Origin of the sequence: Sporosarcina koreensis (genome assembly GCF_042655825.1) — a bacterium.
GTDB lineage: Bacteria > Bacillota > Bacilli > Bacillales_A > Planococcaceae > Sporosarcina > Sporosarcina koreensis.
The window spans coordinates 81,476-107,105 of record NZ_JBHSNP010000026.1; the positions used below are offsets into that span (position 1 = coordinate 81,476).

Consider the following 25,630-nt stretch of genomic DNA (forward strand, 5'->3'; position numbering starts at 1 on the left):
GAAAGTACGCGATTTTCATTTATCCAAGAGAAGGTGCCGGTGGTGGGAGGCCCTATAAATGAATTGTGGAAAGTCACCCGGGAGCAGTTTCCGTGAATTTCGAGTAGCGGAAGCCGGTTTGAAACCGTTATTTATTATTGAGGCGCAAATGCTTTTTAGTTTGCGCGAATAAAGGTGGTACCACGGATAACTCCTTCGTCCTTTTCGACGAACGGAGTTTTTTTGTATTCACTTTTATTCGAAGTTGTACGTGAAAGTAAAGAGGAGGAGTTCAGATGTCAACAGAAAACTTGTCAATGCCAACAAAATATGAGCCACAGTCGATTGAAGCGGGCCGTTACGAATGGTGGCTGAAAGGGAAATACTTTGAAGCGCAGCCTGATAGCGGGAAAGAGCCTTATACGATTGTCATTCCTCCGCCAAACGTCACTGGGAAGCTCCATTTAGGGCATGCTTGGGATACGACATTGCAAGATATCCTCATCCGTATGAAGCGGATGCAAGGATACGACGCCTTATGGCTGCCAGGTATGGACCATGCGGGTATTGCAACACAGGCGAGGGTTGAAGAGAAGCTTCGTGAAAAAGGGAAATCCCGCTATGATCTTGGCCGTGAAAAATTCCTCGAAGAAACATGGAAATGGAAAGATGAGTACGCTGGCCATATCCGTGCGCAATGGGCGAAGCTGGGTCTTGCACTTGATTATTCAAGAGAGCGTTTTACGTTGGATGAAGGACTATCGAAAGCTGTTCGTGAAGTATTCGTCAAGTTGTATGAAAAAGGATTTATTTACCGTGGTGAGTATATTATCAACTGGGATCCGGCTACGAAGACGGCGCTTTCGGATATCGAAGTTATTCATAAGGATGTTCAGGGTGCATTCTATCATATGCGCTATCCACTGGCAGACGGAACGGGCAGCATTGAAATTGCAACGACACGCCCCGAAACGATGCTCGGCGATACTGCAGTAGCTGTTCATCCGGAAGACGATCGCTATAAGCATCTAATCGGCAAAACGGTTACTTTGCCGATTGTAGGTCGGGAAATTCCGATTATCGCGGATGATTATGTCGATATGGAATTTGGAAGCGGTGCAGTGAAAATCACTCCAGCCCATGATCCGAATGACTTTGAAATCGGCAACCGCCATGACTTGCCTCGCGTTCTTGTTATGAATGAAGATGGCAGCATGAACCGACTCGCAGGCAAGTACGAAGGGATGGATCGCTTCGAATGCCGGAAAGCAATCGTCAAAGACTTGCAGGAACTCGGCGTTTTATTCGAAATCGAAGATCACTTGCACTCGGTTGGACATTCCGAACGCAGCGGGGCAGTTGTTGAACCATATTTATCGACGCAATGGTTCGTTAAAATGGCGCCGCTCGCAGAAGAGGCGATCAAACTTCAACAGTCGGAAGGGAAAGTCAATTTCGTTCCTGAACGCTTCGAGAAGACCTATTTGAACTGGATGGAAAATATCCATGACTGGTGCATCTCCAGACAACTCTGGTGGGGACACCGCATCCCTGCTTGGTACCATAAGGAGACAGGCGAAATCTACGTCGGCCATGAAGCGCCGCAAGATATTGAAAACTGGAACCAAGAGGAAGATGTCCTTGATACATGGTTCTCATCCGCATTATGGCCGTTCTCAACGATGGGCTGGCCGGATCTGGACAATGAAGAATTCAAGCGCTACTATCCGACAGATGCTCTCGTAACGGGTTATGATATTATATTCTTCTGGGTTTCCCGGATGATTTTCCAAGGTATTGAATTCACTGGGCAACGTCCGTTCAAAGACGTGCTCATCCATGGTCTTGTCCGTGCGGAAGATGGCCGGAAAATGTCGAAATCCCTAGGCAACGGAATTGACCCGATGGAAGTAATCGATAAATATGGTGCTGACGCATTGCGCTATTTCCTATCTACTGGTTCTTCGCCTGGTCAAGACCTTCGCTATTCAACAGAAAAAGTTGAAGCGATCTGGAACTTTGCGAATAAAATCTGGAATGCATCCCGATTTGCTTTGATGAATATGGACGGCATGACATACGATGAAATCGATCTTTCCGGTGAAAAATCCGTAGCAGATGCTTGGATTCTTACACGGTTGAATGAAACGATCGAACAAGTGACGAAGCTTGCCGAGAAATACGAATTCGGTGAAGTCGGTCGTGCGCTTTACAACTTCATCTGGGATGATTTCTGTGACTGGTACATCGAAATGGCGAAATTGCCATTGTACGGTGAAGACGAAACGGCGAAGAAAACGACTCGTTCGGTACTCGCTTACGTCCTCGACAATACGATGCGTCTCTTGCACCCATTGATGCCGTTCATTACGGAGGAAATCTGGCAGAACCTACCGCATGAAGGGGAATCGATCACAGTGGCGGCTTGGCCGGTGGCTGATCCTGCATTGACGGATAAGGAAAAAGCTTCAGACATGAAATTGCTCGTTGACCTTATTCACGCAGTCCGCAACATCCGCGCAGAAGTGAATACGCCGATGAGCAAAAAAGTTCCACTTTATATCGCCGCAAAAGATGAAGCGACTGTTTCCGTATTGGAAGCGAACCGCAGCTATATCGAACGGTTCTGTAATCCGGAAACGCTTAAGATCGGTGTTGGTATTTCGGCGCCGGGTAAATCGATGTCAGCTGTCATCACAGGAGCAGAACTATTCCTTCCACTTGAAGGATTGCTCAATATCGACGAAGAGATCGAGCGGTTGAAGAAAGAGTTGGCGAAATGGGAAGGCGAAGTGAAGCGCGTCCAAGGAAAGCTTAACAACGAACGATTCGTCTCGAAAGCGCCTGAAGCAGTAGTTGCTGAAGAACGCGCGAAAGAGAAGGATTACTTGGAGAAAAAAGCGGCAGTCGAACGCCGAATTGAAGAATTACAAGAAATTTAATGATGGAAAAGAGTTGGCCGACCTCCTAAATAGAGGGTGACCAACTCTTTTATTTTGTATGCGCTCATAAAACTCTTTAAACGCTCATAAAATCGAAATGGCGCTCATAAATCTCGTTAAGCGCTCATAAAACTTCATAGGCGCTCATAAATCTCTTTTAGCGCTCATAAAATCGCACAGGCGCTCATAAATCTTCTAATTTCCTCTTTAAATACTGCATCACTTTCTCCGCAACCGAAAAATTATGCGTCTGGTACAATGATCTGGCACCAACCGGATCTTCGATTTCATTCAGCATCCAACCGCCATCCGGCAATAAAAGAAAATCGATGCCGATATAATCGCTTTTTAAAGCCCGTGCTAATTTACGGACTTCTTTTTCCTGCCAAGAAGAAAGCGTGTATCGTTCCACTTTCCCGCCAAGAGTGAAATTTGATTTGAAGGAATCATCCCCGATCCGTTTGACAGCTCCCAGAACTTCTTCACCGAGCATGAAAACGCGGACATCTGTTGCGTCGGATTCAATAAATGGTTGGACGATTGTACGTCTTCCTTCAAAATCGGCGAAAAATCCCTCAGCTTCTTCTGTCGCATGGCAAAGGAAAACTTCATTGCCACCATGTCCATCGACCGTCTTTAAGACGACAGGGAATGAGGGGAGGTCAGACACATTTTCCGCTTTTTGCGTTGGAACTGCCGAAACACCTAACAAAGAAGCGAGTTCAAATGTCTTCAGCTTATCATTCGCAATCCGATTCACTTCCGACCGGTTGATCACCCGAAATCCTACAGATTCCCATTTCGCTGACAATAGCGGATTTCGATCGCGAAATAAAATGAAATCGGTGTCAACATCAGGTTTTTTCTCATCCACTAACAACGTCAATGCAATATCCATCCTCGATGCATGGTTCATCAAATCATCAATGAATCCCCGATTGCGTTCCGCTTCCGCTGATGAATAATAAACATGCCCTTTCATCCCAACTCACCTAAAATATATTCGATCATCTTGTCTGCAACGTTGATGCCCGTCACGTTGTAAATATTACGGATATGCGCGGCTGCATTCACTTCGCAGACGAGTGGAACTTCATTGTCCCCGAATAATAGATCGACACCTGCAAATTCGGCGCCGACCGCTTCTGCTGCACGGATTGCCAGTTCCTCCTGCTCCTCAGTCAGTTCAATAACGCTTGCCACTCCGCCGTTCGTAATGTTTGCCCTGAAATCCGTCTCGGAAGAACGGTACATGGCAGCGACGACTTCACCCCCGACGATATTTACCCGAATATCCCTTCCTCTGCTCGTCGCTATGAACTGCTGAAACACATAATCGACGCCTCGAAGCTCATCCACTTTTGCAAAGAAATCCTCTTTCGTTTCAATCAAATACACCTTCATGCCAAATGAGCCGTGGCCTTCCTTGATAATCATCGGCAAGCCTAGTTTTTCGAGCACCTTCTCATAATAGCCCGATCCTTCGATCGTGAACTTGGGATACACTTTCGGCGCGATGATCGTTTCCGGCATCGCGATATGATTCTTTGCCAGTTGGATATATTGTTTTGCCTTATTATCACACGTCTCAATCACTTCGGGGTCATTGAATACTGGTATTCTTGCATTTTTCAAAAATGTCGCCAGCAGAATATCCTTGTCCAGGAAGACGACAAAATCGGGGCGGTTTTCCAGCTGTTCATTCAGACTCATAAGCACTTCATAATTCTTCATGAGCGTTGCGGAAACTCCAGCCCGTTCCGCTGCATCCTTCACAAGTTCCGCCTGATCGCGGAACTTATCGCTCGTCAAACTTCCATTATAGATGACCCAACATTTTTTCATTTCGTTCCCTCCGGCCGTGATATACTTAACCTATGCTGATTTTACCATAAGGGGCGATTGTTTTGATTCCAAAATTTGATGAATATAAAAAGCGATTCGAAATAGAAAGTGATGATGAAATAAAGCCGGGACTCGATAGCGTCCGGACTGCCTTGCGGAAGGTGGGAAACCCGGAAGAGGGCCTGCGTGTCATCCATGTGGCGGGAACGAACGGAAAAGGTTCAACAATCGCCTTTATGGAATCCATCCTAAAAGAGCATGGGTTTTCTACAGGTGTATTTTCCTCCCCGGCACTGGTCGATGTCCATGATCAGATCCGTATCAACGGAATGCCGATCAGCCCAGAAGAGATGGACAGGACTTTCATGGCAATGAAAGAAGCGGGGCTAAGCGGCATGTTGACGGATTTTGAACTGTTGACGGTTGCAGCTTTTATCACCTTTGAAAGGCTGACCCCGGATTATGTCCTATTGGAGTGCGGTATGGGGGGCAGTTTGGACAGTACGAATGTGATCATGCCGCTTGTCTCTGTGATTCCCTCCATTGCGTTGGATCATGTCGGGTTTCTCGGAGGGACGATTGAGGAAATCGCTGATCATAAGGCGGGAATCATTAAAGAGGGGGCACCGGCTGTCGTTGGTCCTCTCCCGAAGGAGGCTATGCAAGTCATACGAACGAAAGCGCTTGAGGTGCACAGCGAACTTGTTGTTTTCAACGTTGACTTCACAGTGGCCGATGAAAAATTTGTAGGAGAATCAAACCGAGTACCGATTCAGGAACGTAGGATGAAAGGCCCTCATCAAGCTGTCAATGCGGCAATTGCAATCGAGGCATTGCTGCAGGCAAACATCTCGTTGAATGAGGATTCCATTGAAAAAGGCGTTGCTGCTGCTTCATTGCCATACCGATTCCAGGAAATCGCTGAAGGGGTCTTTATCGATGGAGCGCACAACCCAGCTGCCGCTAAAATGCTTGCAGAGACGATCAAATCGGAATTTCCCGGTGAAAAAGTCGACTTTGTCATCGGCATGCTCAAATCAAAAGACATTAAGAAAACGCTCGATGAGCTGATTCCTGTTGCAGCAACCTTCACTTTTGTCACTTTTCCTCATCCGCAAGCCGCAAGTGCGGAGGAATTACTATCCAGTTGTCAGTATAATAGAAAAAGGGTGACAAAACATTTAGATGATACTATAATACTAAGAAAGGGAAATGATAGAAAGAAAATAGTCGCAGGGTCGCTTTATCTGATCAGTAGTCTTTTGAACTAAGAAACTACAGGATTTGATTATCGTCAATTGGACGACACCCTATCATTTCACTGATTTTTATACTTGGTAAGGGGTGCATGAGCGGTGTCTGAAAAGAAATGGTCCACAATCATCCTATTTATTATCTGGTTGCTCATCGTTCCTCCGGGAATCGCTTATTTCCTTATAACTCAGATGCCTGAAAGCATAAATTATGCTTATTTGCTGCTCTTTATCATTTTCGGTGTGCTGACAGCAGTTTTTCCAATTATGATGAATGGACAACCGATAACTTTAGTCATGTGGGCGACATTGCCCGCTTTTCTCATGTATGGAATTGCTATTGAAATGATTATTATGCAACTGTCCGTGTTGGCAATTCTTTTTGTGAAAAAGAGCAGCCAAAAGAAATCCCACCGTTTTTTCATCAATTCCATCATCATGTTCATTTTATCGACTGTTGCGGCTGGCGCGTTTTTTGTAGTCGGCGGCAAAACAGGATCGATGGATTTTTGGACTCTACTAATTGGAGTCGCAGTATATCGGCTAGTACATACAACAACGAATCTCGGTCTACTAAATATGTATTTTGAAGCAATGGGATTGAAAAGTCCGTTTACGACAAAAGATAATATTTTTGAATATGCTACACTGATTCTCATCTTACCATTGGCTGTGACTTTCTATTTGATGCTTAATATGGTCGGCATTGCTTCTTTTTTACTTTTAGGCTTTCCCTTTTTTATGACAATAACGATTATTCGCCTGCATAGCCGTTCTGAAAAGATCAATCAGTATATAAAGAAAGCAGGGCAAATTGGAAGTGAGCTCTCCGTCATGACGGATGAAGAATCCGTTTCGACTCAATTCATCAAGAAAACAAGTGAGTTATTCAGAGCCGATTATGTCTTTCTTTTTACGAATCATGATGAATGGCTGGAACTTGAAAAATGGTATGAGAAAAAGCGTTTTGTTGATCGGCCTTTCCAAACAGTCCAACTTGGAGAAGGAATTGCAGGGATGGTCTTTGAGAAGAAGGAGCCGGTCATCTATTCAAAGCGGAAAGACTGGGAGCAATATGCCACAAATTCTGCGCCGGAAGAATTGGAAAGCGTTCTTTGCATCCCATTGACCCATAACAATGAAACAAATGGCATCCTCCTTTTGGGCTCCAATCGGAAATCCGCATTCGGGGAATATCAGCTGAAGATTTTGGATTTGCTAGGATCCTATTATATTGTTGCCCTTGAAAAAGCGAGGTATGTATACGAAGCATTGCAGCGGAGTGAACGGTGCGCTTTGACGAAACTATATAACTATCGATATTTGGAAGAAAAGCTCCATTTTGAAATGAATCGGATGAGCATGGGGGATATCAATGACTTATCTCTCATCATGCTGGATATCGACCATTTCAAAAAAGTGAATGATACGTACGGTCATCAGAGCGGGAACGACATTTTATACGGATTTGCAAGAATATTGGAGAAGGCATTGCCGGAAAACGGGACGATCGGCCGGTATGGAGGCGAAGAGTTCGTCTACATATTGCCGGATTTTTCAAAAGCGGAAGCGGTTGATTTTGCGGAAAGGCTCCGATTGCATATTAAGCAGCATGCGTTTACGATCATTCCCGATTTGGGTGAAGATAAATATCCAGTGAAAGTGTCAGTCACATCCAGTGTTGGTGTAGCGAATGCGCCAACTGATACGGATGAAGCGATGAATTTATTGCGTAATGCCGATCGCGCATTATATATCGGTGCTAAGCAGGCGGGAAGGGACCGAGTGGCAGAATACGTAAGATGACAAAGGAGGGGATAGGAATTGATAGTGACGGCCCAACAAAAAAGAACGATCTATATTCTGTGGCTACTTGTTGTTCCTTTGACGTTCTACATAGCCCTCAACTACTTTCCCGCGGAATCTTATAATTATGTGAACCTGGTCATCTATTTGGCAATCCTCGTTGCGACTTTGATGACTTCGATTTCACTGGACAAAGTAAGCATGACATTGGAAAAGTGGGTCATTTTCTCCCTTTTCTTCCAATATGGAATCTTAGCGGAAATGATTTTCATGCAAATCGCCATTTTCATCCTTCTTTTCAGCCAGAAATCACCTACGCCCAAAGCTTTTCGGTTTGCATTCAATTCGATTAACTTTGCTGTTGTTTCATCAATCAGCGGTGCTATTTTTTATGCTGTCGGTGGCTCGTTGCATGAGATGACATTAGGTACATTCCTGCTTGCCGGCTTCATTTATGCATCAGCTTATTCATTGATTAATAGCGTCATTATCTATTTACTCTTTAAATGGTTGAAGATCGACTTGGCAGGAATGAAGAAGGTGGTTTCATGGGATTATGTCATAGCAATCCTCCTTCTTCCTTTTGCGATTACATTCAGCCTGCTTATGCAGGAATTCGGAAGCGAAGCGTTTTTATTGATCGGTGTTCCGTTCCTACTCGTATTGCTAGTGACGAGTAATTATATGAAATCTAATAACCTGAACGAAGTATTGTCTTCATCGACAGTAATTGGCCACCAACTGGCTGATAGCTTGCGCGTGGAAAACGTCCTTCTGACATTCATTGATAAGATCAAGGGAGTCATTCCCTATGACAGCGCCTATATCGTCGATTTCAGGATGAGTGAAAATCTTGTCATGCTTGCATTCAAGGAAGGCGAATTCCGCAGCGGCACACCGAATAGGTTTACATTTCCACAAAAGAGGTCCGAAGGGGATGGCCTCGATGTGGAAACGACAAAGTTATTCTTGAATAAAAAGGGGATCGATTCGCTGTTAGGATACACTTTTGATCCATTGGTGGAAAGTGTCATGACAGCGCCGATTAAAAGAAATCAAAGGACGGAGGCTTTCCTGATCCTCACTTCAAATCAACGATACGCATTTGAAGATGCGCATGTAAAGATGGTGGACCTATTGACCGGTTATCTTGCCACCGCGGTAGAAAAGGCAAGGTACTATGAGAAGACGGTGGAAAAAAGCGTAAGATGCGGATTAACGGGGCTCTATAATTTCCGCTACTTGGAATCAAAGCTGGATGAAGAGATGGTCCGTTATCATACAGGCGAAATTGCCACGCTGTCTACAATCATATTGGATATCGATCACTTCAAGTCCATCAACGATACATACGGGCACCAAAGCGGGAATGATCTGCTTTGCGCATTTGCTGCTCTATTAAGGAGCTACCAAACGTCCGATATGACGTTAGCCAGGTACGGCGGCGAAGAGTTCGTAATCATACTGCCTGATTATGAAAAAGAAGACGCTGTGGAGTTCGCAGAAATGATCCGTAAGGAAATGGAAGAATCGAGCTTCAAAATCATACCGGATCTATCCGAGGATCGAGAACCGACAATCGTCAATATGACGGTGAGCATCGGTGTCGCAACAATGCCGATGGATGCAAAAGACGGAAAAGAATTGCTGCGCAATGCGGACCGCGCGCTTTATATCGGTGGTAAACAGGCAGGAAGGAACCGGGTAGGGGTTTATGAAGAAGATAAAGAAAATGTAGTCAGTTAACGACCGGTTGAGCACCGGTCTTTTTCTATTATGTTTTCACTAAATTCATAGACTAGTTGATTAGTACCTTTGGATTTTGTATGCTGTAATTAATAGAACCATAGTAAGGGAGGCGATGTTCTGATGAGAAGCCAAAAGGTTGATGAAAAAGGGATGTCCCTTGTCGAAATACTGGCTGCCCTCGTCATATTAGGCATCGTCTTCGTTGGGTTTATGACGGTTTTTCCACAGATGACGAATTTTAATGAGAAGACCGGGAGTAAGCTCGAGACAATGAATTTAGCAAGAAATAAACTAAATCAGATAAGGTATTCTAGCATTCCCTCAGAATGCGCTGGAAAAACCGAAAGGTGTCTAATTACGAAAGAAGAAAACGGTTATAAAGTTACACTGACATATACAATGAAACCGGATTTAAAACCCGATGGAAATGTTGCAGGACAAGTCACGTTGCATCAAGTTCATATCAAATATTTTAGGCCAGGCCAAGAAGATAATGCGATTAGTGAAACGTTTGGCTATATACGCAATTGATATTGGGTCGGAAAGGTGAGGGGGAGGGTACGTGATTAAAAGACAGAGCGGAATGTCATTAGTTGAAGTTCTCGTTACCCTTGTTCTCGTTTCTTTAGTCATTACCCTTGTATGGACAACTGTGTTAGTTAGCATGAAATACAATATTGTTGAAACGAAGAAGTTGCGTTGGCAGCAAGAAGCCAATCGAATCATAACAGAAATTCAACAATATCATCGGAAATGTGATACATATGATTTAATGGCAACTCACCAAAAGATTCAAATCAATCACTGCATAGTAAATGGAGTTGACAAAGGCGGCGAGCAAATTGCAAATGATTTTTATTATGCAATGTACGTTGATACAGATTTAGCAGTTGAAGAAAGTAAGATATACCCAATAATTTCTAAAGGGATTAACGCGTCATATTCTATAAAATTAACTGTACGTGATCCTGCTAAGGAAAATCCAAAGGTAACAATTGATTCTAAAATTACACGTTATCAGCCTGATTAAGAATCGGAGTGGATTGCTATGAGAAAAACAGTTGACAGTGAAAAAGGATATGCTTTACTAGTTGTCTTGTTTTTAATTGTTTTTATCTTCACTGTTTCAGCTGTTTTTTTTAGGGGAAGTTTGAGTAATGCAAAGCAAGAGCAGAAAGTCGATCAGAATCATTTAGCAGTTGTTGCTGCGGAGATGGGTGTGGATTACTACGTTGGAAAAGTTAATAATGAGGAACGTAAATTTCAAAAAGAAGTACTTAATGGAATTCAGGCTGATTTAACTAAGTTAAATGACTGTGGCGGTCGGCCCAATACAACAAAACCAGGATGCAACATTAAATCGATTGAAACTATTTTGAAAGAAGCTAAAGATGATTACCTAAAAAAAGTTGAGACTTTGGTCAGTAGTATAAAAATATCTGAACCGATAAACGTTAAATTGTCTTCTAAGGTTGGGAGCTCGCCATATTCTTTTCAAATAGACAAAAATGAAGTTAGCTGGCAGGAAAATGGCGGTAAGCTAATTATCAAACTAGGAATAATCGGCAACTCAAAAGCCGAAAAACCAAAACTATTAAAAACGGTTTTAGCTTATGAAGTGCCAAAATTCGTTGTTCGTAAAAGTGGCAATAATAATCAGCCAAGCGCGAAGCCTGTTGACATTTATAAGTTTTTTAAAGATAAAAGTGACTTTGTAAAAAATGTTGGCTGCAGTGAAAAAAATGGACATTGCTCATCAGGAAAGTTTTATTCAGATGGCAATAAAATTGCTAATAATCCAAACAACCAAGGCGGCTTAATATGGGTTCATAATGGATATTTGGATGCAAACAATATGAATCAGTTTAATTTTACTTTGATTGTTAACTCGTTAAATGGGAAAAATATGAATCAAATGAAAGGTAAACTTATTCTTTTAGGCGATGAAGATAATAAAGGAAAAATTACGGATAAAATCTCAGTTGGATTTCAAAGTAGTGGAAAAATTTGCGTGAACGTTGATGGTTTTTCAAAAAGCGATATTGAAAAAATATCATTTGATAAACCCGCTCAAGTTTACTTTTATTCTTCTTCGAAAAGTCCAGTGTGGCCAAGTAATGCGAATAACAGTCCTAAAAGATCTGGGTCTTTAGTCGATTTTGTTAACGAATGTATCGGACAACCTCTTATTGAAAGTGGTTCATCCGAGGTTGTTCAATACGAAATATTTGAGTCTGCACTCGATTTGTTAGTGGATGTTAACTATTAATATGAATCCACGGAGGTTGTTTTGTGAGAAAAAGTTATATTATTTTAATTGTTTTTGCATTTCTGCTGTCTAGCGCTTTTGCGAAAAACACGTTTGCAGGTGAGGGATTATTCAACAATAAGAGATTCTCCGACCACACATACATCGGCCCTTTCAACATTTCCAATAGTAAAACCAAACAAGCTAAATCCAAATTAGCCTCTGATTTTTCAGAGCTTCAGTCCATGTTGGAAGTGAACCTTATTTACCAAGACATCCAGTTCTCCCTTCCGCCTGAATCAATCAAATTCGATATAGATATGACCCTGGCAAATGCTAATTCAGGCGAAGACAATCCTATTTTCACTACTGTGTCACGAGGTGGATTGAAAACTGTCCTTAATCAAGAACTGCCACGTATTCAATTCCCAAAGGAAGCTATCGATTCGATTGCTGACGGAATTGAAAAAGAATTACAAACAGGCATCATGCCTAAAAATGTCCATATTACAGACTATATTGGAAAGAACGTGATTCCCGATGAGGCAGTGGCGTCCTCCGAATATAGCATTGACGGGATTTCGTCTGCATTAACCAAGGCGATACATACACTGGACAATTCGGTCGTACAGCCTTTTGAATCGTTTTCGATGATGGAATTATTGACGAGCCCTGAAATAGGACCGCTTAGTGATGAGGAAATGACATTGCTTTCTTCCATATTATACAGCGCAGTTCTACAAACAAATTTCCAGATTGATGAACGGAATATTAGTACTGTTGTATCTCCCAATTTCCAACCGGGCTTCGAAGCGGCAATGAATCAGTCATTAGGGCTCGACTTCCAGTTCACGAACCCGAATAAGACAGAATTCACCATTCGGGCAGCTTGGTCTGCTGGGGCAATCCATTTATCAATCGAAGGCCTGCCGTTCTACTACATATACGAACCTAGCATGACCAATATAGAATCGTTTAAACCGAGGACGATCCGACAATATAGCTCGTTCGTACACGACGGACAAGTGGTCGTTTCACAGGAAGGTGAAGAAGGTATGGAAGCGATTGTGAAACGAAAGATGTCTGTCGATGGGCAAATCGTTGAAACAGAGGATATTTCCGAAGACTTTTATGCACCAATTCATCGTATTGAAATCTATCCTTTGTCGAGTGGGAATTCTTCTGAGCCTCACATTACAGACAGTGATGAATCTGACCTATCGCAAAATGGTGAAACTGCTACTGAATCGGGAAATGGCTCTTCCGTCCGAGGTGAAATGGACTCGGGCTACTCTCATGACACTCACAACTCCAACAATTTCGAGAATGTTGATAAAAAAACCAATGTAGAGTGGAATGAAGGGAAAATTATTTACGATAAAAGCGGCCTCCCGATATCAGGAAAATGATTGACGTAAAGTAGTGAAAGGGGGATGTATATGGCGACAACACGTAAACGTTTGGGCGATTTGCTCGTTGAATCAGGTCTCCTTACAGACAAGCAGCTTCAAACCGCATTGGAAGAAAAGCCGCAGGAACAAAAACTTGGTGACGCGCTTCTACAGAGAGGTTATATTACTGAGCAGCAATTGATTGAGGTGTTGGAATTCCAACTTGGGATTCCCCACGTCAATCTTTTCAGGTATCCGTTTGACCCGAAGCTGTTCAACGTCGTTCCGAAAGAATTTGCAAAGCGGAATTTACTCGTTCCATTAAGAGCCGATGGGGACAGGTTGTTTGTTGCGATGTCCGACCCGATGGATTATTTGGCTGCCGACGACTTGCGATTGTCGACGGGTTTCCATATTGAAACGGCGATTGCGTCCAAGGACGATATATTGCGGACAATATCGAAGTATTACGAAGACGATCTCCTGGAAGACTTTTTTGTCGAACAGCCTCAGGAAACAAGGGAGCAGCAAGATGAACTGACTGATCTTGATTCCCCTGTCGTCCGGCTTGTCAATCAGTTATTGTCATCTGCCATTACGCAGAAGGCGAGCGACATTCATATTGACCCGCAGGAGCATCAAGTCGTCATCCGTTTCCGGGTCGATGGTCTGTTGAAAACGGAACGGTATTTGCCGAAGCATATGCAAGCGATGCTTACTGCACGTATTAAAATAATGTCGAGTCTTGATATTACGGAGCATCGTGTACCGCAGGATGGAAGGATCAAAGCGACAATTGACTTTAGACCAATCGATCTTAGGGTCTCAACATTACCTACGGTTTTCGGAGAGAAAGTCGTCATGCGGATATTGGATTTAAGCAGCACGTTGAACGACTTGACGAAATTAGGCTTCAGTCCAGTTAATCTGGAGCGTTTCATGAAGGAGATTGAACGGCCGAACGGTATCGTGTTGATTTCAGGACCGACTGGGTCGGGTAAATCATCTACGCTATATGCAGCTTTGAATAAATTGAATCAGGAAGAAGTTAATATCATCACTGTCGAAGATCCTGTTGAATATCAACTGGAGGGCATCAATCAAATTCAAGTGAATCCGGCAGTCGGCCTTACGTTTGCAAACGGTTTACGGTCGATTTTGAGGCAGGATCCGGACATTGTTATGGTCGGTGAAATCCGGGACCGTGAAACAGTGGAAATTGCCATTCGTGCTTCCTTGACCGGACATCTCGTCCTGAGCACTATCCATACGAATGACTCTATCGCATCGATTACAAGACTGATCGATATGGGAGTGGAACCATTCCTAGTCACAGCTTCTGTCAATGCAATTATCGCGCAGCGGTTGATTCGACGTGTGTGTCGGGATTGTGGGCGTGAAATGCCTGCTTCGAACCGGGAAAAAGAGATTTTTGCGAAACGTGGTAGGGATATTGAAACGATTATCCGTGGACCGGGCTGTGCTGCATGCAATATGACTGGCTACAAAGGGCGGGTTGCGATTCACGAAGTGCTCATTATTGACGATGAAATGCGTGAAGTGATCAATAACCATGGCACGCCTGCAATGTTGCGAGAGATTGCTGTGAAAAATGACACTGTATGTTTGATAGATGACGGATTGGAAAAAGTTAAGAGGGGCATCACAACGACAGAAGAAGTGTTGCGTGTTTCACTTGTCGAATAGGGGTATAGCTATGAATGAAACAATTGATCATATTTTATTAAAGGCATTTGAATTGAGGGCATCAGATATCCATGTAACGGTCGGGGTTCCACCGGTCTTTCGAATTCATGGCGAGTTGAAGCGATATGGGGAAACTTCTGTAGACGATACTTTTACGGAAGTGGCAGCAAAGTCAACAATCCCGGATAAATTATTTGAGTCATTCATCGAAAAAGGGCAAATCGACTATTCATATGAATTGAAGGGTATTGTCCGTTTCCGTGTTAATGCATTCCAACAACGCGGTTCAATTTCGCTAGCCTTTCGAACAATCCCGACGACAATTCCATCAATCGATGAATTGAAAGTGCCTGGGATATTAAAGTCATTGGCTGAAACTCCTCAAGGTCTTATATTGGTTACCGGCCCAACAGGTTCAGGGAAGTCGACGACGCTTGCAGCGATGATCCGTTATATGAACGAGACGATGCGGAAGCACATCATCACACTCGAAGATCCGATTGAGTATGTGCATTTCCATCAAGCTTCTATTATAGACCAGCGCGAAATCGGCTTCGATACTATCTCATTCGCGGATGGATTACGCGCCTCTTTACGGCAAGACCCCGACGTCATTCTCGTCGGTGAAATGCGGGATTTGGAGACGATTTCTACTGCCATCACTGCCGCTGAAACAGGGCATCTAGTGTTGGCGACACTTCATACGTGGAGCGCTGCGTCGACAATCGACAGAATCATCGACGTCTTCCCTCACGGTCAGCAATCTCAAATCCGTGTCCAGTTGGCCGGCGTATTGACGGCTGTATTATCACAGCGACTATTTCAGACAGTGGATCGAAAGGGTAGGAGAGTCGCGACCGAATTGATGATCAACAATTCCGCGATTTCGAATTTGATCCGTTCGGAAAAGGTTCATCAAATCCCTAATGTCATCCAGACGAACCGATCAACGGGGATGCATATGATGAATACTTCGGTCAGACAGCTTCTAGACCGTGGACTTATCTCTTACGAAACGGCAGAACCGTACATTGAAGGTGATGATTAACGATGGCCCGATTCAAATATGAAGGCCGTGATGCAAAATCAAAAAGATCCGGCGTTGTTGTTGCTGCGAATAAACGTGAAGCTGCCTTAAAATTGAAGAGCCAAGGAATCCGGATAACCAATTTGACCGAACAAGCAGAAACCGTTCTTACGAAAGAGATTCATCTTGGAAAATCGATCAAACGAACACAATTCATCATGTTCCTTCGTCAGTTTTCGACTTTACTCCGTGCGGGCGTCACAATCGTGGAATCTATTCGCATTCTTTCATTACAAGTCGAATCGAAGCCGTTCCAAAAGATATTAGTGTCAGTAGGGGATGATCTTCGGGGCGGGGGTTCGTTGTCGGACGCGCTGATGAAACATCCGAAAGTATTCGAGCCATTGGTCATCAACATGATTAAAGCGGGAGAGATGTCCGGAACGGTCGATGACTCATTGGACAGGCTTGCGGAGCATTATGAAAAAGCGCATATGACAAAACAAAAAGTAATTTCCGCGATGTCTTATCCGATTGTAGTTGGCGTTGTAGCAATAGGAGTCGTTATTTTCCTGTTAACCTTCGTCGTCCCGATGTTCGTAGACCTATTCGCAAGTGTCGGGGGCGAGCTTCCATGGCTTACGCAGTTTGTGTTGAAAGCAAGTGACTTTATGGTCAGCTATTGGTATTTATTCATTTTGATAATAGCCGCAATTATTATTGGAGTCTGGATGATGCGCAACAATCAGGAAGGGAAATATGTCCTCGACACGATGCTGTTGCGTATTCCGATTTTCGGCGACCTGATGAAGAAATCAGCATTAGCTACGTTAACAAGGACGCTTAGTTCTTTATTTGCTAGTTCTGTTCCGATCTTGCAGGCGTTGTCAATGACGGAAAAGATTGTGGAAAATGAAGTCATTTCAAAGGTCGTCGGCGAATCGAGAGAATCACTGGAACGTGGCGGCTCATTGACAGAGCCGATGTTAGGACATTGGGCGTTCCCGCCTTTAATTCCCCATATGATTGCCATTGGGGAGCAGACCGGGTCGCTCGATGCGATGCTCGCAAAAGTGGCGGATTTCTACGAAAAGGAAGTCGATGGATCTACAGACCGGCTAAAAGCATTGATTGAACCGCTCATGATCGTCCTATTAGCGGGACTAGTGGGAACGATAGTACTTTCGATCCTGTTGCCGATGTTCAGCCTCTTCACTGAAATAGATAATATGTAACGAATTTTGTCGAAAAATAATTAGTTATATATAAATATAGGTTGATAGTTTCATTATATCTAGTAGTTTGGTATTCTTAATTTGAAATTAAAAATAAGATAGAATAAGGAGGAAGTATGATGAAAAAGTTGTTACAGAAACGTTTGAAAAACGAAAAAGGGTTAACGCTTGTCGAGCTTTTGGCGGTAATTGTCATTTTGGGGATTATTGCAGCGATTGCTGTACCGGCGATTGGTGGGATTATAGAAAATACTAGGGTGAAAGCTCAATTTTCAGACGGTCAAAACGTATTAGCTGCTGCAAATATTTATTTTGTAGAAAATCCTGGAGCACAACCAGTTTCCATAGCAGAATTAGTTTCTCAGAATTATTTAGATAATGCAGGTAGTTTTGGAAAGGATAATGACGGAAAAGTCACTTATACAAAAGGTGGAAATACACTGAGTGCGACAACTGTTGGCGATAAAACAACTGTGACCTTTGCGAACGCAACAAATGAAGCAATCTCTAAAGCGGATGCAAAAAGTGGAAATGGAGATTTAGTGAAAATAAATAAAAAATAAATTTAAATGGGAGCTACCTTAATGCAACTATTCAACCGCCGCAAACAGCCGGCTACACTTACAATTGAAGATGATGCCGTCCGTTTTGTCCGGTTGAAGTCACAGGACCCTATCGTTATTGATTGCGCGGAGGAAGTGATGCTTCCTCCGAACACGGTCGTCGAGGGGAAGATTGTCGATGCGGAGGCGCTTGTGGTCATTTTGGAGGGAACCATAAAGGAATGGGGCATCGCGAAGCGCGATGTCCAATTCCTTGCTCCTGATACATATGTGATGATTCGTAAGGTGCCGTATCCGGATGATATTCAGCCGGATGAATTGAAAGGGCATTTCTTCATTGAAATCGGTTCGACGATCTATTTGCCATTTGATGATCCGGTTTTTGATGTCGTCCCTTGCAGTTTGAACGAGGACAGCAAGGAAGCGATCTTAATTGCGTCGAAAGAAAGTATTTTGGATCAATATGAAGACGTCCTCAAAGCGGTGAAGCTGAATCCTGTCGTGGCGGATATCGGGCCACTTGCGCTCTATCGGCTTGCTTATAAGATGTATCAATTCAGCGGACAAGAGCATGTTCTCATCGCGGATATGCATGACGGCGAATTGACCGTATCCATTTTCCATAAGCATTACCCTCTTTTCATGCGTCCCGTTGATTTGTCGCAGTCCGCCGATCTTTCGATAGTTGCGGATGTCCAAGCAGATCCACATACGATCACGCCGACAACGATTGTAATGGAACTTGAAAAGCTGATGAATTTTTATCAATACAATTTACATAACGGAAATGCTTCCATTACACATTTGCTCGTAAATGGCGAATATGGCGAAATGGAAGGATTGTTGTCCTCTATACGGGAACGGTTTTCGATCCAAGCGGAACGCTTGCTGAAACAGCCGCTTCAGCTTCCAGATGGACAACAATTGCCCGCAACCTTTAACCGGACGATCGGGTTGGCATTGAAAGAGGTGTAGTCATGCTCGTTGATATTAATCTATTGCCTGAAAAAGAGAGGGAGCGGTCGACGCTCCTTATTGCTGCACTCGTTGTTTTAGGTGCGGCTATTCTTTTTTGGGCGATTCTTTTTGTCTTATCCCTTTCCTTGTCGAAGGAGACTGGCCGGGTCGAATCACAGATTGCCTCTTTGCATGCAAGCCAGGAGGCGGTTCGGCAAAACATGCAGCCATCAACAGATGTGAGTGATCGGGAAAAACTTGCATCGACTGTTGAATGGGCGGAAGCTTACCGGTTCGATACATTGCCTTTGTTGCGTGAATTGATCGCTTTATTGCCGGAACGAGGTTTTTTTGTGTCGTTTGAATTCACAGCGCCTCATGAGTCGAAGGTCGTTGTTCAATTCGATGATAAGTCCGATGCCGCCTATTATTTGACGAGAATGAAATCTTCGACAATCGTGTCAGTCGCGACAATGGAATCATTAGTCGCTGAAAGACTTGATGAAGAAAGAGATTTGCAGACACTTCCGCGTTTCGAAGCGACCTATCATATCGAATATGTGGATGAACGCAGCTTTGTCGTCGAAGTTGACGATCCGATAGAAACGGAAGGGCAGGAGGATGACTTCGATGAATAATTTGACAAAGCGCCAGAAGGAGATGGGGCTTCTCGTTTTGGCGATTGTTTTTCTAGTTGTCCTTGCCGGGTATTCATATTTTAAAATTTACGCCCCTGCGAAAGAAACGAATGAACGGTCTGTGCAGATGCTGGCAAATGAACGGGATATCCTTTATGCATTGCAACGTCAAGAGGCACAGCAAAGCCAGACTGGAGCAACGAGCTCACGTCCATTGCAGGAGAAACTGCCCGTTAAGCCGCTTGAAGATCAAATCCTTCTTCAAGTTCAGAAAGCAGAAGTGAAATCGGGAGCATATGTGCATGAAGTGAATTTTGCTCTAGAAGAACCGATATTCGAAAACCCGCCCGATCAAGTTGAAAATGTACAAGCCGTCATTACTGAGGTGCATTTAGCAGGGGGGGCATATAGCCAGATTGATCGATTTATAGAAGAAATCGAATCGATGGAACGGATATTTATTATGGAACGCGTCGAATTCACTGCTCCGGACGAAGTGAGAACAGTCGAACAAGAGGGCGATACGATGGAGTTAATTATCACTTTCCATGCGTTTTACCGGCCGGATTTGGGGAATCTTGAAGATGAAGCGCCGAAAGTGGATGCCCCTGTACCAGCGGGCAAACAGGACCCGACGCCTATCAATAAAATCCCTGGATTGGGTGATAGTGAATGAACATGGTGTGGATAATCCTTTTTTTCATATATGGCAGTATTTTCGGCTCCTTTTTCAACGTCGTCGGCCTCCGTGTGCCGAAAAAGGAATCGATCGTCTCGCCGCCTTCCCATTGCACGAAATGCAATCGCAGGCTGCGACTGGTTGATTTGATTCCAATCATGTCTTATATCGCCTTACGAGGAAAATGCAGGGGATGCGGACTGAAAATAAGTCCAGTTTATCCATTGATGGAATTCTTAACCGGCATTTTATTCGCTTATTCATACGTCCGATTCGGGTTCAGCTTGGAATTGATCATTGCAATCCTGTTCATTTCATTGCTTATCATCATCACAGTGTCCGATATCGCCTATATGATCATTCCTGACAGAGTAATTCTGCCGTTTGCCATCGCGCTGTTGATCCTTCGATGGGTCATTCCGACATCTCCTTGGTGGGATAGCCTGTTAGGTGCCGCAGTCGGCTTTTCCGTGCTCTATCTTATCGCGGTCGTGTCGAAAGGCGGTATGGGCGGTGGAGACATCAAGTTGTTCTTCGTCATCGGGCTCGTGCTTGGAACAGCGAATACGCTATTGACGTTGTTCCTGGCTTCTCTGATCGGCTCAGTCGTCGGTATTTACGTGCTGAAGAAAACCGGGAAAGGGAGGAAGACACCTGTCGCATTCGGTCCTTCCATTGCGGCTGCAGCTGTCATTACCTATTTCTATGGAACAGAATTTGTCGAATGGTATCAGCAATTATTCATTTAAGTCGATAAATTATTTGGGACAAGGCGACATACGTCTTGTTCTTTTTCATGTCCGATTTGATACGGTTACTAAAAACGGGGTGGTCTGGAATGAATTTCAAGAAGAAATATTCAAAGGTGACAGTCGCGATGGCGATGCTCCATGGTGTCATCATTGGAATTGCTGCAGTAGCGATTGTTGGTTTCATGATTATTGGAACGAATGGACAAGGGAAAGAGAAGGCGTCGGAACAGGAAACCGTCGTGACAGATCCGCCTGCCTCAACGGAAACGACCCCTACATCCGGTCCTGCAGTTTCCATGGAAGAAGCCCCGCTCAAACTGTTTGCCAAACAGCATGGCGTGTTTTCAACCGTCCAATCAGCGCGGGAGTTTATGGCGCAAGATGCAAGTTTAGCGAAAGCAGACATTTTGGAAATTGGAGGACAGTTCTATGTATGGAGCGCCGTCGGTATTCAGGAAAGTGAAATCGAAGTGAGCGAATATGAGGGGACATTCAGGAAGCCATTTTTTGCAGATGCATCATCTTGTTCCGCTGTCGGTGCTGGGAAATTAAGAGGTTCACTTTCTGAAAACGAATTATCCAAAATTAAAACTTTGACAACCATCGCGGAGGGGGAAGATGATGATGAAAACATCGCCAACTTTCGTAAGAATATCGCAGCTATAACTGCATTTACCTCGGATTTACGGATTGTGCGCCTAAAGCTGCTTGCGAATTATACACATAAAGACGGATGCGTGAAAATCAATTTTTAACCCGGGAAATGGGGGCAAAATCAAGTTTTTGCCGATTTTTGAAAATTTCCAATCCCCTCCTTCTGAAGTAAGATAAAGAAAAAGGAGGTTGTCTATATGGAATTCATTGCAAAAGGAGCGATTATCCTGGCTTCAGGCTCCCCTAGAAGACAGGAGCTGCTAAGTAACCTTGGCATTCCGTTCGACACGATGCCAAGCAATGTTGAAGAAGTGGTTGAGTTTAAGAAGGGTGATTTTGCGGACTATGTCCAGAAGCTCGCGATCAAAAAGGGGGCAGCGGTATCAGAAAGGAGACCGGATGCATTCACCATTGCCGCAGACACGATTGTCGTATTTGACGGGGAGGTTTATCCGAAACCATCATCAAAGGAACAGGCCGAAAGCTTCCTGAGAACGTTTTCCGGCAAGACCCATTCTGTCTTTACGGGTGTCTGTATTCTTGGGAACGGATTATCGAAAGTCTTTTCAGTTGAAACGAAAGTGACATTCAAGGAGTTGGACGAACAGCTGATCCGTTCATATGTCGATTCCGGCGATCCGATGGACAAGGCCGGAGGATATGGCATTCAAACCGCTGGTGCGCTCCTTGTCGATAAAATGGATGGAGACTATTTGAATGTTGTTGGCTTGCCTTTATCGAAATTGGTGGAGACATTGAGGAATGAAGGCATCGTACTGTTGAAGGAGGCTGAATGATGCCTTGACAATCGATGTGAAGAACCAGATGATGATCCGGGATGTACATATCGCGGATAGACCCCGTGAAAGACTTATCCATCAAGGGGCGGGGAGCCTGTCGAACCAGGAGCTCATTGCCATCCTTCTGCGGACAGGCACAAAGGAAGAGTCCGTTCTGATGCTCGCCAACAGGATTTTAAAGTCTTTCGATAAAATCCAGGATTTGAAGGATGCGAACGTTGAAGAAATGATGGCTGTAAAAGGCGTGGGACAAGCGAAAGCTGTTCAAATTCTTGCCGCTGTCGAAATCGGCAAGAGGATTTCCCGCAAGCATTCGGAAGGCCGCTATGTCATCAAATCACCGGAAGATGCTGCTGCTTATTTAATGACGGATATGTCCTCCCTCGTTCAGGAGCATTTCGTCGTTCTTTTTTTGAACGTGAAAAATGAAGTGCTGCACAAACAGACAATTTTCATCGGCAGCTTGAATTCATCGATTGTGCATCCTCGCGAAATTTTCCGCGAGGCGGTGAAACGCTCTGCCGCATCCATCATTTGTGCGCATAACCATCCAAGCGGCAATCCATCGCCTTCACCGGAAGACATCGAGGTGACAAGGCGCCTTGTCGAAGCGGGGTCCATTATCGGAATCGAGTTGCTGGACCACCTCATCATTGGTGACCATCGTTTCATAAGTCTTAAGGAAAAAGGATATATGAGCTAGCAAATAACTCCTAAACTGGTAACTAATTTATTTTGAAATGGATAAGGGGAAGGGCCGCCTGACCCCACAGTATGAAGGGAATCTGAGCCCTTCAGGCAGTTGCAAGAAGAAGGAAGGCGATAGCATCAAAATCCATCCTATTGCTATTGACACTGTGAATTTGTTCTCCAATCCGTTATAATGTGGTGTATGATTTCAAGAAGACCATATTAAGCGGTCGAATAGAAAGGAAGAACAGATTTGTTTGGATTAGGATCAAGAGATGTCGGGATTGACCTCGGCACAGCAAATACATTAGTTTTCATTAAAGGTAAAGGGATTGTTCTGAGGGAACCGTCTGTCGTAGCGAAAAATACAGTGACGAATGAAATCGTGGCAGTGGGCTCAGCAGCTAAAAACATGATTGGACGTACACCTGGCTCCATTGTAGCAACACGCCCGATGAAGGACGGCGTCATTGCTGACTTCGAAATTACGACAGCAATGATCGAGCATTATTTGAAAGAAGCGACAAAAGCTGCAGGAAGTGCATGGAAGAAACCGAACGTCATGGTTTGCGTTCCATTCGGCATCACCTCTGTCGAACAGCGCGCAGTCATTGACGCTGCAAGACAAGCAGGGGCAAAGGATGCCTTTACGATTGAAGAGCCGTTTGCTGCTGCGATCGGTGCCAATTTGCCAGTTTGGGAACCTACGGGCAGTATGGTCGTCGATATAGGTGGCGGTACGACGGAAGTTGCAGTCATTTCTCTAGGCGGCATCGTAACGAGCGAGTCGATCCGTGTCGGCGGGGACTCGATGGACGGCGCAATCATCGGCTATATCCGTAAAACGTATAATATGACAATCGGTGAACGTACTGCAGAAGCTATTAAAATTGAAATCGGTTCAGCAAGAGTTTCTGCTAAACCTGAAAAGATGGACATCAGAGGCCGTGATCTCTTGACCGGTCTACCGAAAACTTTGGAAATTTCTTCTGATGAAATCGTTGAGGCGCTTCGTGAATCCATTACGCAAATTATTGAAGGCGTTCGGAAAACGTTGGAAGCTACTCCGCCTGAGCTTTCTGCGGATGTCATGGAACGTGGAATCGTCTTGACTGGCGGTGGAGCGTTGCTTGAAAACTTGGACAAGGTCATTTCGGATGAAACGAATATGCCTGTCTTTATCGCTGAAGACCCGCTTGATTGCGTTGCGATCGGAACGGGCAAGGCGCTTGATAATTTCGAAGTGATTAAAAAGATGCAAGTTAGGTAATGAGGGAGGATTTGGGCAATGCCGCGATTTTTTTCAAATAAACGGTTGATTTTATTACTTATAGGCGTCATCGTCCTAGTGGCATTGATTTCATTCTCCCTAAAAGACAGGCAGAACGCTACTCTTCCTGAGCAAATAGTGAAAGATGTCGTCGGTTTCGGGCAATCGATTTTCTCGAAACCGGCACATTATATTACAGGCACTTTGGATAAAATCGATGGTATTTTAAATACATATGAAGAAAACAAGCACTTGAAAGCGCGATTAAAAGAATATGCCTCTACTCAAGCGGAGCTGGCGGATGTAAAAGCGGATAATAAAAAGCTGCGTGAGATCGTCGGCAAGGAAGATAGTCTCCGTGATTACGAGCCGATTCAGGCAACTGTCATTTCCCGGAATCCCGATCAGTGGGAAGAAAAAATTATTATTGATAAAGGCACCACTGCAGGTGTACAGCTCAATAGGGCTGTTATAACTGCGAACGGACTCATTGGAAAAGTCGTTCTCGTCACTGCTTTCACATCAACAGTGGAACTGTTATCGACTGAAAACAGCAATTTCCGGGTTGCAGCTGTCATTCCCGGTGAAGAAGCGATTTTCGGCTTGATAGAAGGATATGATTCAGCACGTGGCGAATTGATAATGAAGCGCATCGATTCGAATTTTGACGTCAAGGAAGGACAAAAGGTCGAGTCGTCCGGTTTAGGCGGAATTTTCCCGAAAGGTTTGCTTATCGGGGAAGTGACCGAAGTGTCAACGGATGATTTTGGGTTGACAAAGTTAGCCTATATTCGTCCGGCTGCTGATTTCTCCATGTTGGATCATGTGTTGGTCGTACAGAGGTCAACCGGTGTTACGAGCGGTACAGACGGTATAGTCCCTGGTGAAGATGAAGAGGGGGAGGATGGATCGTGATCAGGTTCATTATCCCTCTTATTGCTGTCGTGTTATTTTTCCTCGAACCGGTATTCAGCCTTTTCTCGCCAATATCGATCGCTGACGTATCTTACACGCTCGTTCCCCGATTTGTTATCGTTTATCTTATTTTTATTACAGCCTACTATGGCCGCAGGCGTGCAATCCTCTACGGAATCGTACTTGGACTCTTGTATGATATGTATCACATTGATATTATTGGAGTATACACTTTTTTATATCCGGTGATTTGTTATTTGGCTTCTTTGATCATTAGGCAAATCCATCGCCATATCATTACAGTCATGCTTTTATCGTTGGCAATGGTTGCGCTGCTTGAATTGCTGTCATTCTTTTTCGCGAGCCTGATTGCATTGACCGCAATCGGTTTTGAAGAATTCATCGTGCTTCGGCTAATGCCGACTATGGTCGCAAATTCTATCTTTGTCGGGATGTTCGGCTATTTATTTAAGCGGTTGATCGATGAATTTGGACTGCAAAAAGCCGGAATATAATCAAGGAAATTGTGA

At 44.1% G+C, this 25,630-nt stretch carries 24 protein-coding genes and 1 other annotated feature (1 of these 25 only partly in view); of the genes, 22 read left to right on the forward strand and 2 right to left on the reverse strand.

The window, feature by feature from the left end; translation table 11 throughout:
- Positions 1-206, forward strand: a binding site (T-box leader); it begins 17 nt to the left of the window's first position.
- A 69-nt stretch (positions 207-275) separates the two neighbouring features.
- A complete protein-coding gene (locus ACFPTP_RS11995; RefSeq protein WP_381445182.1) occupies positions 276-2,921 on the forward strand; it encodes a valine--tRNA ligase in 2,646 nt (881 codons plus the stop codon).
- Positions 2,922-3,105: 184 nt separating this feature from the next.
- On the opposite strand, the gene ACFPTP_RS12000 is transcribed toward ACFPTP_RS11995, so the two are convergent.
- Both ACFPTP_RS12000 and ACFPTP_RS12005 read right to left on the reverse strand, forming a co-directional pair.
- Entirely contained in the window at positions 3,106-3,903 is a 798-nt protein-coding gene (locus tag ACFPTP_RS12000; protein WP_381445185.1) for an ATP-grasp domain-containing protein, read from the reverse strand.
- Entirely contained in the window at positions 3,900-4,766 is an 867-nt protein-coding gene (locus ACFPTP_RS12005) for an ATP-grasp domain-containing protein (RefSeq protein WP_381445187.1), read from the reverse strand. The genes ACFPTP_RS12000 and ACFPTP_RS12005 overlap by 4 nt, the downstream gene beginning before the upstream one ends.
- A gap of 62 nt (positions 4,767-4,828) precedes the next feature.
- On the opposite strand from ACFPTP_RS12005, the gene ACFPTP_RS12010 reads away from it, so the two are divergent.
- The 21 genes from ACFPTP_RS12010 (at position 4,829) to mreD (ending at position 25,615) form a co-directional block, all read left to right on the forward strand.
- Positions 4,829-6,037 (forward strand): bifunctional folylpolyglutamate synthase/dihydrofolate synthase, encoded by a 1,209-nt coding sequence (locus ACFPTP_RS12010; RefSeq protein ID WP_381445189.1) that lies wholly within the window; start codon positions 4,829-4,831, stop codon positions 6,035-6,037.
- An 84-nt stretch (positions 6,038-6,121) separates the two neighbouring features.
- Positions 6,122-7,825: a sensor domain-containing diguanylate cyclase gene (locus tag ACFPTP_RS12015; RefSeq protein ID WP_381445191.1), complete on the forward strand. Its 1,704-nt coding sequence runs from the start codon at positions 6,122-6,124 to the stop codon at positions 7,823-7,825.
- Between the two features lie 24 nt (positions 7,826-7,849).
- Complete coding sequence (locus ACFPTP_RS12020; protein ID WP_381445460.1) at positions 7,850-9,571, forward strand: GGDEF domain-containing protein; 1,722 nt, start codon at positions 7,850-7,852, stop codon at positions 9,569-9,571.
- A 123-nt stretch (positions 9,572-9,694) separates the two neighbouring features.
- A complete protein-coding gene (locus tag ACFPTP_RS12025) occupies positions 9,695-10,105 on the forward strand; it encodes a type IV pilus modification PilV family protein (RefSeq protein WP_381445193.1) in 411 nt (136 codons plus the stop codon).
- A 31-nt stretch (positions 10,106-10,136) separates the two neighbouring features.
- Positions 10,137-10,604 carry a prepilin-type N-terminal cleavage/methylation domain-containing protein gene (locus ACFPTP_RS12030; RefSeq protein WP_381445195.1) on the forward strand — a complete coding sequence of 156 codons (468 nt, stop codon included), beginning with the start codon at positions 10,137-10,139 and terminating at the stop codon, positions 10,602-10,604.
- 18 nt (positions 10,605-10,622) lie between these two features.
- Positions 10,623-11,843 (forward strand): hypothetical protein, encoded by a 1,221-nt coding sequence (locus ACFPTP_RS12035; protein WP_381445197.1) that lies wholly within the window; start codon positions 10,623-10,625, stop codon positions 11,841-11,843.
- Between the two features lie 23 nt (positions 11,844-11,866).
- Positions 11,867-13,231, forward strand: a complete 1,365-nt coding sequence (locus ACFPTP_RS12040) for a VanW family protein (RefSeq protein ID WP_381445199.1) — start codon at positions 11,867-11,869, stop codon at positions 13,229-13,231.
- 30 nt (positions 13,232-13,261) lie between these two features.
- Positions 13,262-14,920, forward strand: a complete 1,659-nt coding sequence (locus tag ACFPTP_RS12045) for a GspE/PulE family protein (RefSeq protein ID WP_381445201.1) — start codon at positions 13,262-13,264, stop codon at positions 14,918-14,920.
- Between the two features lie 10 nt (positions 14,921-14,930).
- Positions 14,931-15,968, forward strand: a complete 1,038-nt coding sequence (locus ACFPTP_RS12050; protein WP_381445203.1) for a type IV pilus twitching motility protein PilT — start codon at positions 14,931-14,933, stop codon at positions 15,966-15,968.
- Positions 15,969-15,970: 2 nt separating this feature from the next.
- Positions 15,971-17,182: a type II secretion system F family protein gene (locus ACFPTP_RS12055; protein WP_381445205.1), complete on the forward strand. Its 1,212-nt coding sequence runs from the start codon at positions 15,971-15,973 to the stop codon at positions 17,180-17,182.
- A 119-nt stretch (positions 17,183-17,301) separates the two neighbouring features.
- A complete protein-coding gene (locus tag ACFPTP_RS12060; RefSeq protein WP_381445207.1) occupies positions 17,302-17,745 on the forward strand; it encodes a prepilin-type N-terminal cleavage/methylation domain-containing protein in 444 nt (147 codons plus the stop codon).
- Positions 17,746-17,766: 21 nt separating this feature from the next.
- Positions 17,767-18,720 (forward strand): type IV pilus biogenesis protein PilM, encoded by a 954-nt coding sequence (gene pilM / locus ACFPTP_RS12065; protein ID WP_381445209.1) that lies wholly within the window; start codon positions 17,767-17,769, stop codon positions 18,718-18,720.
- A 2-nt stretch (positions 18,721-18,722) separates the two neighbouring features.
- Positions 18,723-19,340, forward strand: coding sequence for a fimbrial assembly protein (locus tag ACFPTP_RS12070; protein WP_381445211.1), 618 nt, complete (start codon positions 18,723-18,725; stop codon positions 19,338-19,340).
- Positions 19,333-20,016: a pilus assembly protein PilO gene (locus ACFPTP_RS12075; protein ID WP_381445213.1), complete on the forward strand. Its 684-nt coding sequence runs from the start codon at positions 19,333-19,335 to the stop codon at positions 20,014-20,016. The genes ACFPTP_RS12070 and ACFPTP_RS12075 overlap by 8 nt, the downstream gene beginning before the upstream one ends.
- Positions 20,013-20,768, forward strand: a complete 756-nt coding sequence (locus ACFPTP_RS12080; RefSeq protein ID WP_381445216.1) for a prepilin peptidase — start codon at positions 20,013-20,015, stop codon at positions 20,766-20,768. Before ACFPTP_RS12075 ends, ACFPTP_RS12080 begins: the two co-directional genes overlap by 4 nt.
- 89 nt (positions 20,769-20,857) lie before the next feature.
- Positions 20,858-21,526 carry a hypothetical protein gene (locus ACFPTP_RS12085; RefSeq protein ID WP_381445218.1) on the forward strand — a complete coding sequence of 223 codons (669 nt, stop codon included), beginning with the start codon at positions 20,858-20,860 and terminating at the stop codon, positions 21,524-21,526.
- 96 nt (positions 21,527-21,622) lie between these two features.
- Entirely contained in the window at positions 21,623-22,222 is a 600-nt protein-coding gene (locus ACFPTP_RS12090; protein WP_381445220.1) for a Maf family protein, read from the forward strand.
- A gap of 28 nt (positions 22,223-22,250) precedes the next feature.
- The gene (radC, locus tag ACFPTP_RS12095; protein ID WP_381445462.1) at positions 22,251-22,928 is read left to right on the forward strand and encodes a RadC family protein; all 678 of its coding nucleotides are present in this window, start codon (positions 22,251-22,253) and stop codon (positions 22,926-22,928) included.
- Between the two features lie 240 nt (positions 22,929-23,168).
- Complete coding sequence (locus tag ACFPTP_RS12100; protein ID WP_381445222.1) at positions 23,169-24,185, forward strand: rod shape-determining protein; 1,017 nt, start codon at positions 23,169-23,171, stop codon at positions 24,183-24,185.
- 18 nt (positions 24,186-24,203) lie between these two features.
- Positions 24,204-25,100: a rod shape-determining protein MreC gene (mreC, locus tag ACFPTP_RS12105; protein ID WP_381445224.1), complete on the forward strand. Its 897-nt coding sequence runs from the start codon at positions 24,204-24,206 to the stop codon at positions 25,098-25,100.
- Positions 25,097-25,615 (forward strand): rod shape-determining protein MreD, encoded by a 519-nt coding sequence (mreD, locus tag ACFPTP_RS12110; RefSeq protein ID WP_381445226.1) that lies wholly within the window; start codon positions 25,097-25,099, stop codon positions 25,613-25,615. Before mreC ends, mreD begins: the two co-directional genes overlap by 4 nt.
- The last annotated feature ends 15 nt before the right edge of the window (positions 25,616-25,630 follow it).